Origin of the sequence: Epilithonimonas pallida (assembly GCF_900182975.1) — a bacterium.
In the GTDB taxonomy this organism is placed as follows: Bacteria; Bacteroidota; Bacteroidia; order Flavobacteriales; family Weeksellaceae; genus Epilithonimonas; species Epilithonimonas pallida.
This window is the reverse complement of the sequence record NZ_FXUO01000006.1, coordinates 203,402-217,778: the sequence shown is the minus strand read 5'-3', so window position 1 is coordinate 217,778 and position 14,377 is coordinate 203,402. Positions and strand designations below refer to the sequence as shown.

Annotated in this window: 11 protein-coding genes; 8 read left to right on the top strand and 3 right to left on the bottom strand. The window is 36.2% G+C overall.

All coding sequences use genetic code 11. From position 1 onward, the window contains the following. Positions 1 to 198: 198 nt before the first annotated feature. Positions 199 to 1,173 carry a deoxyhypusine synthase family protein gene (locus tag QOL71_RS13240; RefSeq protein ID WP_283417383.1) on the top strand — a complete coding sequence of 325 codons (975 nt, stop codon included), beginning with the start codon at positions 199 to 201 and terminating at the stop codon, positions 1,171 to 1,173. Positions 1,174 to 1,234: 61 nt separating this feature from the next. Here the strand turns inward: QOL71_RS13240 and QOL71_RS13235 are convergent, their stop codons facing one another. The 3 genes from QOL71_RS13235 to QOL71_RS13225 form a co-directional block, all read right to left on the bottom strand. Further along, complete coding sequence (locus QOL71_RS13235) at positions 1,235 to 1,381, bottom strand: hypothetical protein (protein ID WP_283417382.1); 147 nt, start codon at positions 1,379 to 1,381, stop codon at positions 1,235 to 1,237. A gap of 61 nt (positions 1,382 to 1,442) precedes the next feature. Then, the gene (locus QOL71_RS13230) at positions 1,443 to 1,748 is read right to left on the bottom strand and encodes a DUF493 domain-containing protein (RefSeq protein WP_283417381.1); all 306 of its coding nucleotides are present in this window, start codon (positions 1,746 to 1,748) and stop codon (positions 1,443 to 1,445) included. A gap of 72 nt (positions 1,749 to 1,820) precedes the next feature. Next, positions 1,821 to 2,375 (bottom strand): ferritin, encoded by a 555-nt coding sequence (locus tag QOL71_RS13225; protein WP_283417380.1) that lies wholly within the window; start codon positions 2,373 to 2,375, stop codon positions 1,821 to 1,823. 266 nt (positions 2,376 to 2,641) lie between these two features. Here QOL71_RS13225 and QOL71_RS13220 point away from each other — a divergent pair, with 266 nt between their 5' ends. The 7 genes from QOL71_RS13220 to bglX all read left to right on the top strand — a co-directional run bounded on the left by QOL71_RS13220 (position 2,642) and on the right by bglX (position 14,347). Further along, on the top strand, positions 2,642 to 5,497 hold the full coding sequence (locus QOL71_RS13220; protein WP_283417379.1) for a SusC/RagA family TonB-linked outer membrane protein: 2,856 nt from the start codon (positions 2,642 to 2,644) through the stop codon (positions 5,495 to 5,497). A 102-nt stretch (positions 5,498 to 5,599) separates the two neighbouring features. Continuing rightward, positions 5,600 to 7,054: a RagB/SusD family nutrient uptake outer membrane protein gene (locus tag QOL71_RS13215; RefSeq protein ID WP_283417378.1), complete on the top strand. Its 1,455-nt coding sequence runs from the start codon at positions 5,600 to 5,602 to the stop codon at positions 7,052 to 7,054. Between the two features lie 23 nt (positions 7,055 to 7,077). Then, positions 7,078 to 8,151 (top strand): LamG domain-containing protein, encoded by a 1,074-nt coding sequence (locus QOL71_RS13210; protein ID WP_283417377.1) that lies wholly within the window; start codon positions 7,078 to 7,080, stop codon positions 8,149 to 8,151. Between the two features lie 83 nt (positions 8,152 to 8,234). Beyond that, positions 8,235 to 9,632, top strand: coding sequence for a glucoamylase family protein (locus QOL71_RS13205; RefSeq protein ID WP_283417376.1), 1,398 nt, complete (start codon positions 8,235 to 8,237; stop codon positions 9,630 to 9,632). A gap of 17 nt (positions 9,633 to 9,649) precedes the next feature. Then, positions 9,650 to 11,038: a glucoamylase family protein gene (locus tag QOL71_RS13200; RefSeq protein ID WP_283417375.1), complete on the top strand. Its 1,389-nt coding sequence runs from the start codon at positions 9,650 to 9,652 to the stop codon at positions 11,036 to 11,038. A gap of 253 nt (positions 11,039 to 11,291) precedes the next feature. Continuing rightward, entirely contained in the window at positions 11,292 to 11,993 is a 702-nt protein-coding gene (locus QOL71_RS13195; protein ID WP_283417374.1) for a carboxylesterase family protein, read from the top strand. Between the two features lie 26 nt (positions 11,994 to 12,019). Continuing rightward, complete coding sequence (gene bglX / locus QOL71_RS13190; RefSeq protein ID WP_283417373.1) at positions 12,020 to 14,347, top strand: beta-glucosidase BglX; 2,328 nt, start codon at positions 12,020 to 12,022, stop codon at positions 14,345 to 14,347. The last annotated feature ends 30 nt before the right edge of the window (positions 14,348 to 14,377 follow it).

Below are 14,377 nucleotides of genomic sequence, written 5' to 3'. Positions count from 1 at the left end.
TTGAGCGGAAATCCTTTTGACGCAACGCAGTGGAGTAAAAAGATTGGAAGTCCTTCGACAGGCTCAGGATAAACTACAAGCGGATAAAGCTGTCAAATAAGTATTAATGTAAGATTTCGAGAGCCTCAATCTGACAAAGAAATGTTAATTATTGTCATTAAAGAAGCAAAAACTTATCTTTGCAAAAATTTTTATAAAATGAGTAAGCCGATTTCGGAATTTATAGAAAAGTACTATTTGCACTTCAATGCAGCTGCGTTGGTAGATGCTTCCAAAGGTTATGTTGCTCACCTGAAAGATGGCGGCAAAATGATGGTAACATTGGCTGGAGCGATGTCAACTGCTGAACTTGGGAAAATTTTTGCCGAGATGATTCGTCAGGATAAAGTAGATTTTATTTCTTGTACAGGAGCCAACCTGGAAGAAGACCTTATGAATCTTGTTGCACATTCGCATTATGAAAGAGTTCCTCATTACCGAGACCTGACGCCGCAGGAAGAATGGGCGCTTCTAGAAAGAGGACTGAACAGGGTTACTGATACTTGTATCCCGGAAGAAGAGGCTTTCAGAAGATTGCAGAAACACATCTATGAAATCTGGAAAGATGCTGATAATAAAGGCCAAAGATATTTCCCACACGAGTATATGTACAAAATGATTCTTTCTGGTGTTCTTGAGCAGTATTATGAGATCCCGAGAGAAAACTCATGGATGATTGCTGCGGCTGAGAAGAATTTGCCAATCGTAGTTCCGGGATGGGAAGACTCTACAATGGGTAATATTTTTGCATCCTATTGTATCAAGGGCGATTTGAAATTCTCTACAATGAAATCTGGAATTGAGTATATGGCTTATCTTGCTGACTGGTACACAAAAAATTCAGATGGAAAAGGGGTTGGGTTCTTTCAAATTGGGGGAGGAATTGCCGGAGATTTTCCAATCTGTGTGGTGCCGATGCTTTATCAGGATATGGAAATGCACGATATTCCTTTCTGGAGTTATTTCTGTCAGATTTCTGATTCTACAACTTCTTATGGATCATATTCCGGTGCAGTTCCGAATGAAAAAATCACTTGGGGGAAACTGGATATCACAACACCAAAATTCATTGTTGAAAGTGATGCTACCATCTGTGCACCTTTGATGTTCAGCTATATTCTGGAGAATTCTTAATTATAAGTCATAAAAAATAAAAAAAGCGTTCAATTCTGAACGCTTTTTTTAAATTCGAATATTAATCAAGAGAGTTAAGCAATACAATATACCTGTAAGCAAAAATCGCTTTCTGGATTTTTGTCAGTTTCGTAGGATCTTTTTTGCTGTATTTTGGTAAAATACGTTTGTTGACACCATTTAGAAATCTGAAAAATGCTTTTTTCATATTACTTATTTTATTTGAATAAGTTACAATTTCTGCGCCGTAATTTGAAGTTGATAATTTATCACAGCATCATTACATTTTCTATTGCCGCTACCTTTTTATAGATGCTGATAACCTGGTCAGCATCCAATACAAAGCAATTGATGGATACAGAAGTATATTTTCCATTGGAACTTTCTCTGTTGGCCAAAGTATATTTGAGATTGTCAAAAACTCTTAGAATTTCTGTGATTTTTTCCGAATCACTTGTAATTATGAATTTGAAAAGATATTCTTCTGGGAAATTATGCTGTTGTTCTAACTTTTCTTTAAGAGACTTATAAAAATCTTCTGGATTTGCATGGTTGCTTTCTATAATATTTGCCATTATTCTATTTTATAATAAATTAAAATCTCCGAAAAAAATTCGGAGATCAAAGTTACTATATTTATTTATCTTTTATGATGGATTTTCAGCGGTTGCTGTCTGAGGAAGAGAAACTTCGTCTGGAGCAGCTTCTAACGCTTTGTCCAAAGTGAATAATGATTCATCAGTTGCTTGGTCACCGCCTGCAATTTTAAGCTTATCAATCAGTTCTAAAGCTAATTTTTCTTCTTCAATCTGTTCTTTTACAAACCATTGCATAAAATTCCATGTTGCCCAATCTTTTTCCTGGAAAGCGAGATCCACAATATTATAAATTGCTGTGGTATTATCAACCTCGTGCTGAAAAACCTTATTAAAGCAGTCGGTTAAATTTTGTGGATTTTCCGGGGGAGCAGGAATGGCTTCGACTTTTGCTTCACCGCCTCTGTCCAATATGTATCTCATAAATTTGATCATATGATTTCTTTCTTCCTGAGAATGTCTGTATAGGAAATTGGCAATTCCGCCGTAACCTTTGACGTCAGCCCAGCACCCATAAGAAAGAAAGATTTGTGAAGCATGCGCTTCTTTGGTCATTTGTTTAATTAATGCAGTTTGCATCTGATTAGATAGTCTGTTGGTATTCATAAAACTTTGTATTAGTTATTATTATGTTAAATGTAAGCAATGATTAATTACTCATTTCGAAGCAATAAGAATTGATATTTCTAAAAAAATCAAATATTGAGCCAAAAAAAGGGGATATTTTTTGTGGTGTTTAAATAGATATAATTCCTTTATTTAATTTTATTTATCTGATTTTCAGAAATTTATATGTATTTTAGTAAATATTAACATTGTGTTAATAAAAATATTTATATTCGGAGAATAAGAAAATAATACATAAGAATATTATGAGAAAAAATTATGTTAAATTACCATTGTTGATCGCTGCTTTGTACTTTGGCGGTGATTTGCATGCACAATCCACACAGGATACTACTGCTAAAGAAAACAAAATTGAGGAAGTAGTTGTGATTGGATATGGGACACAGAAAAAAGTTGATTTAACCAGTGCAATTACAACAGTTAAAGCTGCTGATATTGTCAAGACACCTTCTGGTCAGGCAACCCAGTCTCTTCAAGGAAAAGTAGCGGGTGTACAGATTGTCGTAAATGGGTCACCTGGAGAAGCTCCAAAGATGAATATTAGGGGTATACATTCTTTGCAAGGTGATAATCAACCTTTATATGTAGTAGACGGACTTTTTGTAAACAACATTGAATTTTTAAACCCTAATGACATACAGGATTTTACAATTCTTAAAGATGCCTCTGCTTCAGCTATTTATGGAGTTTTAGCGGCAAATGGTGTTGTTGTCATTACTACAAAAGGAGGTAGCTACAACAGAAAGCCAAAATTAACTTATGATACGTATTACGGTGCTCAATACGCTAATAATGTTACAAAGATGGCTAATACTGAGCAGTTTACCAATTTTGCTTTAGAGTCTGGGTCTCAATTTGAAATTGATGCTATAGCTAACTCAATAGCAAGATATGGTAGAAGCAGAACAAATCCAAATCTTCCTAACGTTAATACGGACTGGTATAAAGAAGCTCTGAGAATTGCCCCAATAATGAGCCATAGTCTCTCGGTAGATGGAGGATCTGAAAAAGTAGCTTATTCATTGGGAGGGAATTATTTTTCTCAGGATGGTATTCTTGATATGAAGAATAGCTATCAGAGGTTTAATATCAGAGCAAAAATTGATGCCAAGGCGACAAACTGGCTAAATGTTGGTGCTGTTATTAATTACACTCGTGGAGAAAAGTATGATGATGAAGCATCTGCCTGGTCACAAATTTATTATGCAGTTCCTGTAATGCCTGTTTACGATCCTTTATTTACAAGCGCAACTGTAAAACCATATGCAGATGCTCAGATTTTAGGTTACAGAGGTCATGATAATCCGTTTGCATTGATGGATAATGTAAATAAGAAAGGGACTCAAAAATCAACCAATTTTAATGCTTACGCAGAAGTTAGTTTGCTCCCAAAAGAATTGGTTTTTAAAACAACACTTTCTTACAATAACAGATCAATAGATGAGCGGTTAATGGAATTGCCATATTTTGTAAATAGTGAGAAAGGTTTCCAAAGAACATTAGCAAATTCTACTATTACTCGTAATAATGCAAGTTATGAAGATTACATCTTAGATAATACACTTACTTGGACAAAATCTTTTGGGGAACACGATATTACTGCTATGGCAGGAACTTCTTTTGCTGACCAGTCATATAGATATCTAACAATGAAAGGTAATTTCTTTGAAGGAAGTTTATTTTCTAGAGATAATGAAAGTACTTGGTATATTAATAATACTGCTGATGCTGGAAGGATTACTTCAGAAGGAGCACCTTACCGCTTCTACAGAACATCCTATTTTGGTAGATTATCTTACAAGTTTAAAGATCGATATATTGTTTATGGAACACTTAGAAACGAAGGTTCTAATAAATTTCCTAACCAAAAAACGATCAACCTTCCTGCTGTTGGTTTAGGCTGGGTTGTTTCAGAAGAATCTTTTTTGAAGAATGCAAGTTGGCTTAACATGTTGAAGTTACGTGCAGGTTGGGGTAGATTAGCTAATGATGCTATAAATAATAATAGACCAAGTACTGCATTTGCTGTCAATTCTGTTTTTGCAGATACTTTTGTACCTGCATTCCAATTTACAACTTACCAGGATGATGTTAGAAGAGAATATACTGAGGAAACAAATGTAGGTTTATCTTCTGAATTTTTAAATAGACGTCTTACTTTAGAAGCTGATTATTTTATAAAAGATACTAAAAGTCTAGTTATCCCTGTGCAGCCTAAGATAGGTAGTGAAGTAAGCTATAAAAATGTCGGAACTATGAGAAATAAAGGGTATGAAATATCTGCTGGCTGGAGAGATAAAATTGGCGAGGATTGGGGATACAGTATCAATGGGAATTTCAGCCAAGTGAAAAATGAGATTACTGATTTATATAATCAAGCGTTTATTGCACGTGGGTCAGGTGATTTTCCTCAACGATTAGTTGTAGGTCAGCCAATTGATGTTTTTTATGGATATATATTGGATGGTGTTTATCAGAATCAAGCTGAAGTCAACGCAGATCCGACGGCTGTTTATGCTAATACAAATCAAGGAGCCGGAACTGTTAAACCAGGCTACTTTAAATATAAAGATTTGAATGGTGATGGTAAAATAGATGACAGTGACAGAACATATTTAGGAGCACCTGTGCCAACTTATTATTATGGTGGATCAGTTGCGGTAAATTATAAAAATTGGGATCTTTCTGTTGCATTCTATGGACAAGGAGGTAATGTGATTCTTAATAGAGCACGTACAGAAGTTATTAGAACTACAGGTAGAAATATTGATGCGGATTTTGCTATCAACCGTTGGCATGGCGAAGGAACTACCAATGAATATGTTTCTTCAGAAGGTTATCGTGCAAGCTGGAATAACCAAAAGCTATCCAGCTTCTGGCTACAAAAAGGAGATTTTTTCAGAGTTCAAAATATCCAGTTAGGATATACTTTAAAAGCTAATGATATCCCTGAAATGAGATTTACGATTACAGCTGACAGACCTTTTATGTGGACTAGAAGTAAAAATCTAATGAATCCTGAAGTTAATAATGACGGTGTTAACTTGGATATTTATCCAACACCGTCTGTAGTGTCTGTAGGTTACAGCATAAAATTTTAACAAATAAAATTTAACAAAATGAAAAAATTAATATATATAAAAGCAATTATGCTTGTTAGTATTGTAGGTTTGACAAGTTGTGATAATAAGTTAGATGAACCTATGGAACTGGACGCTGGTAATAGCTATGATTATACTAGTGCTGAAGGTGCTAAAGGAGCTGTTATGGGAGCTTATGCAACTTTATCGGGTAAAAAAGCATCTGATAATAGCGATACAGGATTGGGATGGGAGCAGATTCCATTGATTTCTGTTCGGGGAGATGATGTTAATGCGGGTGGAAAAGGTGATCAGGCTCCATTTACAGATACAGATAACTATTCCTACGATCGTAGCTATTGGATGTATAATTCGTTATGGGAAATCTGGTATCAGAGAATAGTACAGGTTACAGCACAAATGAATGAGTTAGAAAAATTCAGAGCAGGTGGTGTAAATTCTCAATTAATTGATCAGTATTTGTCAGAATGTAAGACATTAAGAGCTTTCTATACTCTGGAAATTTCGAGAGTGTGGGGTAAAGTGATAGTTATGGAAGAACTTGATCAAAGTAAATTGACTTTAAGATCTAAAGATGATGTTATGTCATGGGTTTCTTCTCAAATGGATCAGTCAATTCCAAATCTTCCTGATATGAGACCTAATCAACGAACTGATATCCGAGGTGGTGTTACAAAATATACTGCTTTGGCTGTTAAAGCTATGGCAAATCTGGAATTAAAAAATTATCAGGGCGTGGCGGATGCTGCGGGACAAATTATTAATTCCGGTAAATTTACGCTTGTTGACGACTATTATAATTTATTCAAAATTCCTGGAAAATTGGCTGATGAGAATTTACTAGAAATTCAATATTCAGATTTTGGAGTAGCAACCGGAAATAATGTAAAACATCTCTGGGATTTTTATGGACCTACAAGTTGGACGCCTGCAGTGACCGGAGCGAATGCTGGTTGGGGATTCTACGAGCCAAGTTTGAAGTATATTAAATTTATGCTTAGCCGTAATGAACAAAAAAGATTAGTTACATCTGTTTTATTTACACCAGATGGTATTGCAAAAATCAAAGAAGATCCGGCTTTTTCAACATTACCTTCTTGGGTATCTAATGTTACACCAGATAATGATGTGATAAACAATTCTGCAAGAGCTTTATTCTTTAGTGGTAAACATTACTTACCTTCAAAACAATTAATCCCGGGTAGAAATGATTATGGGTCTAATAAAAATTATATCATTACACGTTATTCCGAGGTACTATTAATGTATGCAGAAGCTGTAGCAAGAGGCGCTAATCCAACAGCGGGTTCTGCTGTTGCAGCGGTTAATACTGTAAGAAGAAGAGCTGGGCTAGGTGAATTAGCTTCAGTTACAGCTGATCAGGTAATGGATGAAAAGTATGCAGAGCTTGGTATGGAATGGGGGATCCGTTACTTTGATATGGTAAGATTAGGTAATACTGCAGCTTTAAGTTACGACGGCAGAACCTTCACTATGGACAAACAATTTTTACCTTATCCATTAGCTCAGATAGAAAAAATTCAATCTTTAGAGTAATTTTTAATTAATAGAATAACGAAATGAAAAATATAATAAAATTAACTTTTGCTGCTTTTGCATTGTTAACAATATCAACAGCTTGTTCGGATGGATATATTGATGATATTACTGAAGTTGCTCCTGGAGAAGATAAAACAGCTCCTACATCAAGTATTGTAAGTCCTTCAAGTGATTTAGCCTTCCCTGCAACATCTACTTCAAATGATTTTACTTTTAACTTTAAAGTAACAGATGATATAGAAATTGGCAAAGTAGTAATTTCATTGGATGGAAATGTAGTTAATACTTATACAAATTTTCTTGATTATCGCATTTTTAATGGTTCTTATTTTTATAAAGGTTTAAGTTTAGGAACACATATTTTTAAAGTTGATGCGACCGATTTAACTGGTAAGACAGCAACAAGTTCATTTACCTTTAATGTAACAAAATATAGTCCTGTCTTAACTAGTGAAACAGTATATGTTCCATTTAATTCGGGGAATGATTTTAAAGATCTTATAAATCTCACACAAGCAACTGTTACAGGAGCACCGACTACTACCCCAGGTAAAAAAGGGACTGCTTATAAAGGTGTTGCGGATGCATATATATCTTATCCTATTTCAGGATTATTTGGCTCTAATAACAAAGAATTAAGCCTGTCATTTTGGTATAAAACAGATGCTTCACAGGAAAGAGCTGGAATGGTAGTGGTAGGCAATCCAACTGCTTATGCTACAGGTTTTGATAATAGTAGAAAGTATGGATTTAGATTATTTAAAGAACAAAATACAGGACTTAAAATAAATGTGGGTATAGGAAATGGAGAATTTTGGGGGGATTTAGTAAAATTACCTACTGGTGGCGATTGGGTTTTTGTAACTGTAACAATTGATTCTACGACAGTGAAATTTTATTATAATGGAACAGTTGTATATACAGGCACATTACCTAGTCCAATAGATTTTAGTGGTTGTAGTATGATGGATGTTGCATCTGGAGGAGCTACATTTGGAGATTGGGAACACAAGTCTGATACAGGCTTATATGACGAGTTCAAAGTTTATAATAAAGCTTTGACAACGGATGAAGTTATTAAAGAAATGCAGTAGACAATACTTTCATTATTAACGTAAGTAATAAAAGAACACTTTATGACTCGTTCATAAAGTGTTTTTCATAAAAAATAAAATCAATGTTTAAAAAGGATTTTTTTAAAATTACAGTTTTATCTTCTGTTCTTTTTTTATCATACAATTGTTCCAACTCCAGTGATTGGGATCCGAATGATACATTAGTTAATAACCCGCAAGAACCAGCAACTGTTTACACAGATGACCAAATTATAGAAATGACCCAAAAAGGTGCTTTGAAGTATTTTTGGGATTTTGCGCAAACCAATTCTAAGCTTGCCAGAGAAAGATATCATACAGATGATCCTAATAACGATGCCAATACGGTTACAACTGGAGGTTCAGGCTTTGGGTTGATGACAATTTTAGTAGGGATCAAGAATGGTTATGTCTCGCAGGCTGATGCCGTTTCGAGATTAACAACCGCTCTTGATTTCCTCAAAACTGCAAATCGCTTTCACGGAGCTTGGCCACATTGGATCAATGGTAATTCAGGTAATGTAATTCCTTTTGGTGAAAAAGATAATGGAGGTGATCTTGTAGAGACAGCTTTTTTAGCTCAGGGATTAATTTGTGTAAGAGAATATTTTAAGAATTCTACAAATTCTGCTGAATTGGCATTGGCACAGAAAGCAGATGAACTATGGAAAGGAATCGAATGGAATTGGTACACCAAAGGTGAAAATGCATTATACTGGCATTGGTCTCCAAATTATGATTTCCAAATAAATATGAAATTGCAAGGTTTTGACGAAACGCTGATTACATATGTTTTGGCAGCGGCTTCCCCCAATTATTCTATTAATAAATCTGTTTATCAAAATGGCTGGGCAAGGAATGGTGCTATCAAAACTTCGGGTTCACAGTTTGGAATTCCTTTGATTGTAAATCATAACGGAGCATCGGGAACGGTTGGACCGATGTTTTGGTCACATTATTCATTTTTGGGATTAGATCCAAGAGGACTAACAGACGACTACGTCAATTATGGTGATGCAACATCCAATCATGCGAAGATTATGTATCAATATTGTTTGGCAAACCCAAAAGGTTATCAGGGTTATAATGCTAAAAGCTGGGGTCTTACTGCAAGTTATTCCCGAAATGCAGATGGGACAACAGGTTATTCGGCACATCAGCCTAATAATGATTTAGGAATTATTTCTCCGACTGCAGCTATTTCTGATATGCCATATACACCTACAGAAAGTATGAATTTCCTAAGATTCCTCTACAATGAAAACTATTCAAAATACATAGGAGTTGCAGGCCCTTATGATGCTTACTCGGTTCAGTATAATTGGGTGACACCTAGGTATTTAGCGATTGATCAGGGAACTATTGCTCCTATGATTGAGAATCACAAAAACCAATTCTTATGGAATCTTTTTATGAATGCGCCGGATGTAAGGCAAGGCTTAATTAAACTGGGATTCCACTCATCATTCCATGGATTTTAAATTACAAAAAAATTATAATGAAAAATAAAATATCATTATCAATCCTGTCATTAGCGGTACTGCTATCATGTAAAAACTCTCAGTTAACAAATACTACTGCCGATACAAAATCAGTTTCAGTAAAATTAACTGATAATCAGTTAATGGACAAAGTTCAAAGTGATGCGCTCAAATATTTTTGGGACTTTGCTGAACCCAATTCACTCTTAGGAAGAGAACGTTACCACGAAGACAACATCTATCCGGACAATGACAAACATGTAGTTACAACAGGCGGATCCGGATTTGGGTTAATGACGATTCTGGTTGGTGTTGACAGGAAATACATTCCACGCAGGGAAGCCGTTAAGAGGTTGACTCACATTGCAGATTTTCTGGAAAAAGCAGACCGTTTTCATGGCGCCTGGTCGCATTGGATCAATGGTGAAACCGGGAAAGTTGTCCCTTTCGGAAAAAAGGATAACGGCGGAGATCTTGTTGAAACGGCATTTTTGGTTCAGGGAATGATTTGCGTCCGCGAATATTTCAAAAACGGAAACGAGGAGGAAAAAGCTTTAGCGGCAAAAATGGACAAATTGTGGAAAGGTGTAGAATGGAATTGGTATACAAAAGGCGGTCAAAAAGTATTGTATTGGCACTGGTCGCCCAGCTATGGTTGGGAAATGAACTTTCCTTTAGAGGGTTATAACGAATGTCTGATTACCTACGTTTTAGCTGCATCTTCACCCGATTATTCGATTGATTATGATACCTACAACAAAGGCTGGACTCGCAACGGGACTTACACAACCGATCGTACAAAATATGGGCTTCCCTTGTATGTAAAGCACAATTATGCAGAAGAATTCGGCGGACCATTATTCTGGTCTCAATATTCTTATTTAGGCCTTGATCCAAGAGGTCTTTCGGATAAATATGTGAAAAGCTATTGGGATCTCAACCGTAATCATGTCTTGATAGATTATAAATATTGCCTGGAGAACCCTTACAAATACAAAGGCTATTCAGAAAAATATTGGGGACTTACCGCAAGTTATACAAGAAACAAAGACGGTTCGGTTGGATATGCTGCGCATCAGCCGATGAAAGAAGATTTTGGAGTGATCACGCCGACTGCTGCTCTTAGCTCAATGCCTTACACACCAAAAGAATCTATGGCATTTTTGAAGTTCTTGTACGAGGAGAAACCAAATTTCATTGGACAAGCCGGACCTTACGATGCCACTTCAGTTAATTTTAATGACTGGACGACGCCGCGTTACCTCGCAATTGATCAGGGAACAATTGCGCCAATGATTGAGAATTATCGTTCCGGATTATTATGGAATCTGTTTATGAATGCGCCGGAAATCAGAAACGGACTCAAAAAAATAGGATTTAAATCTACGGAGCATAAAATTCAATAGATTTAATTTATTATCTTTGGATCAGAACTCATTGTTTCATTTTGACTCAATGGGTTTTTAAAGGAGCTTATACCTGCTTTCCACTATATCTTTTTTGTTTTATCACAAATTGTAGTTTTTAACAACAAACAACAAAAACAAAAAAGGATGCCGTTGCAATCAGGGCTAGGGCGTTGGTCGGGATAACAAGATTTTGTAAAATATGAACATTAGGTATATTTGAAGAAAGGTATATCAATACAAAAGAAATCAAATGGCTTTAAAACTTAAATATCTCCCAATTCTTTTATTAGTAATTAATCCATTAGTAAAAGCGCAGGAAATCAAATCGGAGTTTAATAGTGAGGTTAAAATCCAGAAGAAACTATCATACATTCTGGACTTACCTCAAAATATAAAAACAAAAATTCCATTAGTAGTATTTCTTCATGGTTCAGGAGAAAGAGGAAATAACCTGGAAATAGTAAAAGCACACAGCCCATTTACTTATAAAAATCTTATAAAGGAACCAGTTGCTATTCTGGCACCTCAATGTCCGGAAAATACATGGTGGGATACGGATGCGGTTTATTTCCTTATCAGAGAGATTTCGGAAAAATACAAAATCGATAAAGAAAGAATTTATCTCACAGGATTATCAATGGGTGGTTGGGGAACTCTGAAGTTGGCAGGTGAGCACCCTGAAATGTTTGCAGCAGTTGCAGCAGTTTGCGCACCAACAGACAGAGTAATGCTTGCTAATATTCATCAATACAAAGATCTGAATATCAAATTGTATCATGGCGGAATGGATGATGTAGTTCTTCCTGAGAATGCATTTAATTTCTATCAGAAATTACACCCAATCAATCCAAAAGCAGAGTTGATTATTTTCCCAAATGATAATCATAACTCCTGGGATTCTACCTATTCTGATCCTAAACTTTGGGATTGGATGTTATCATTAAAAAAATAAACGTTAAAGAAAATAAATATATATAAATGAAAAAGTTTATAATCCTAGCTGCGTTGGCATTATCGCCCTATTTTTTAGCGCAGGACATTGTAACCAAGCCCGCTCAGTCTTTCCAGTCGGCACAATATCAGTCTAAGAAAAAAGCATTCATAGACAATTTGATTGCCAAGATGACTTTGGACGAAAAAATCGGACAGTTGAATTTACCTTCATCCGGAGATTTTACAACAGGACAAGCTCAGAGTTCTGATATAGGAAAGAAAATAGAACAAGGTTTAGTTGGCGGATTATTTAACATCAAAGGTGTTGATAAGATTCGTGATGTACAAAAAGTAGCTGTAGAAAAAAGCCGTTTGAAAATTCCAATGATTTTCGGGATGGATGTGATCCATGGTTACGAGACTACTTTTCCGATTCCATTAGGATTGGCAGCGTCTTGGGATATGAATCTTATACAGAGATCAGCTCAGATCGCGGCTCAGGAAGCTACAGCAGATGGGATCAACTGGACATTTTCGCCGATGGTAGATATTTCAAGAGAGCCAAGATGGGGAAGAGTTGCGGAAGGTTCCGGTGAAGATCCTTACCTGGGAAGTGAAATTGCAAAAGCAATGGTTTACGGGTATCAAGGGAATGACTTATCAAAAAATAATACGATGCTGGCTTGCGTGAAGCATTTCGCACTTTACGGCGCTCCGGAAGGCGGACGTGATTATAATACAGTTGATATGAGCCACGTTCAAATGTATAACACCTATTTCCCACCATATAAAGCGGCTGTGGATGCGGGAGCAGGTTCTGTAATGGCGTCTTTCAATGAGGTTGACGGGATTCCTGCAACAGGTAACAAATGGCTGATGACGGATGTTCTTAGAAAACAGTGGAATTTCAAGGGCTTTGTCGTGACTGATTATACAGGTATCAACGAAATGACAGATCACGGCATGGGAGATCTTCAACAGGTTTCAGCATTAGCAATGAATGCCGGAATTGATATGGATATGGTTGGCGAAGGATTCTTGAAAACACTTAAACAATCCATCTCGGAAGGAAAAGTGTCTGAGCAAACGGTGACAGATGCTGCAAGAAGAATCCTTGAAGCCAAATATGATCTTGGACTTTTCGATGATCCTTATAAATATACAGATTCTAAAAGAGCTCAGAAAGAAGTTTTCAGCCCAAAACATTTAGAAGCAGCAAAAACGATTGCATCTAATTCTATGGTTTTGATGAAAAATGACAAACAGGTTCTTCCACTTAAAAAATCAGGAACAGTGGCCGTTATCGGACCATTGGCAGATAACGCGATGAATATGACAGGAACCTGGAGTGTTGCTGCAAAACATGCCAATTCTATTTCATTATTGCGAGGTTTGAAGGAAACAGTTGGCAAAGATGTGAATTTTATTTTTGCAAAAGGAAGTAACGTTTACGAATCCGAAATGATGGAACAGCGTGCCGCTATGTTTAATAAAACAACAGACAGGGATAATCGTCCTGCTGATCAAATCAGAAAAGAAGCTGTAGATGTTGCAAGCAAAGCAGATGTGATTGTTTTAGCGATAGGTGAAAGTGCCGAGATGAGCGGTGAGTCAAGTTCAAGAACAGATATTACAATTCCGGAAACTCAAAGAGAATTATTGAGAGAACTTAAGAAAACTGGTAAGCCAATTGTTTTGGTTCTGTTTACAGGTCGTCCTTTGGTTCTGACGGAAGAATCTCAATTGGCTGATGCAATCCTGAACGTATGGTTCCCGGGAAGTATGGCTGGCTATGCAGTTTCTGATGTTCTTTACGGAAAAGTTAATCCTTCCGGAAAATTACCGATGACTTTCCCAAGAAGTGTAGGTCAGGTTCCAATATATTATAACGCGAAGAATACAGGTCGCCCTTTAAGTACAGAAAATACTGACAAATGTAATTTCGAAAAATTCCGTTCCAATTATCTGGATGAGTGCAACACACCGCTTTATCCTTTTGGGTATGGATTAAGTTATACTAATTTCGGTTATTCTGATGTTTCTGTAACTAACGCTAAACCTTCTGGCAATACTAGCATCGAAGCTAATGTGACTTTAACAAATAACGGGAAATATGATGGAGCAGAAGTAGTTCAGCTTTATGTCAGGGATTTGGTTGGAAGCAATACAAGACCCGTTAAGGAATTAAAAGGTTTCCAAAAAGTCTATCTGAAAGCTGGCGAAAGTAAAAAAGTAACATTCAAAATTTCTCCAGAAGATTTGAAGTTTTATAATAATCAATTGAAATACGATTGGGAAGCTGGAGATTTCGATATCATGATCGGAACCGACTCTCACAATGTTAAAACAACGAGAATCAATTGGTCTAAATAATTAAAAACCGCTTCGAAAAGAGGCGGTTTT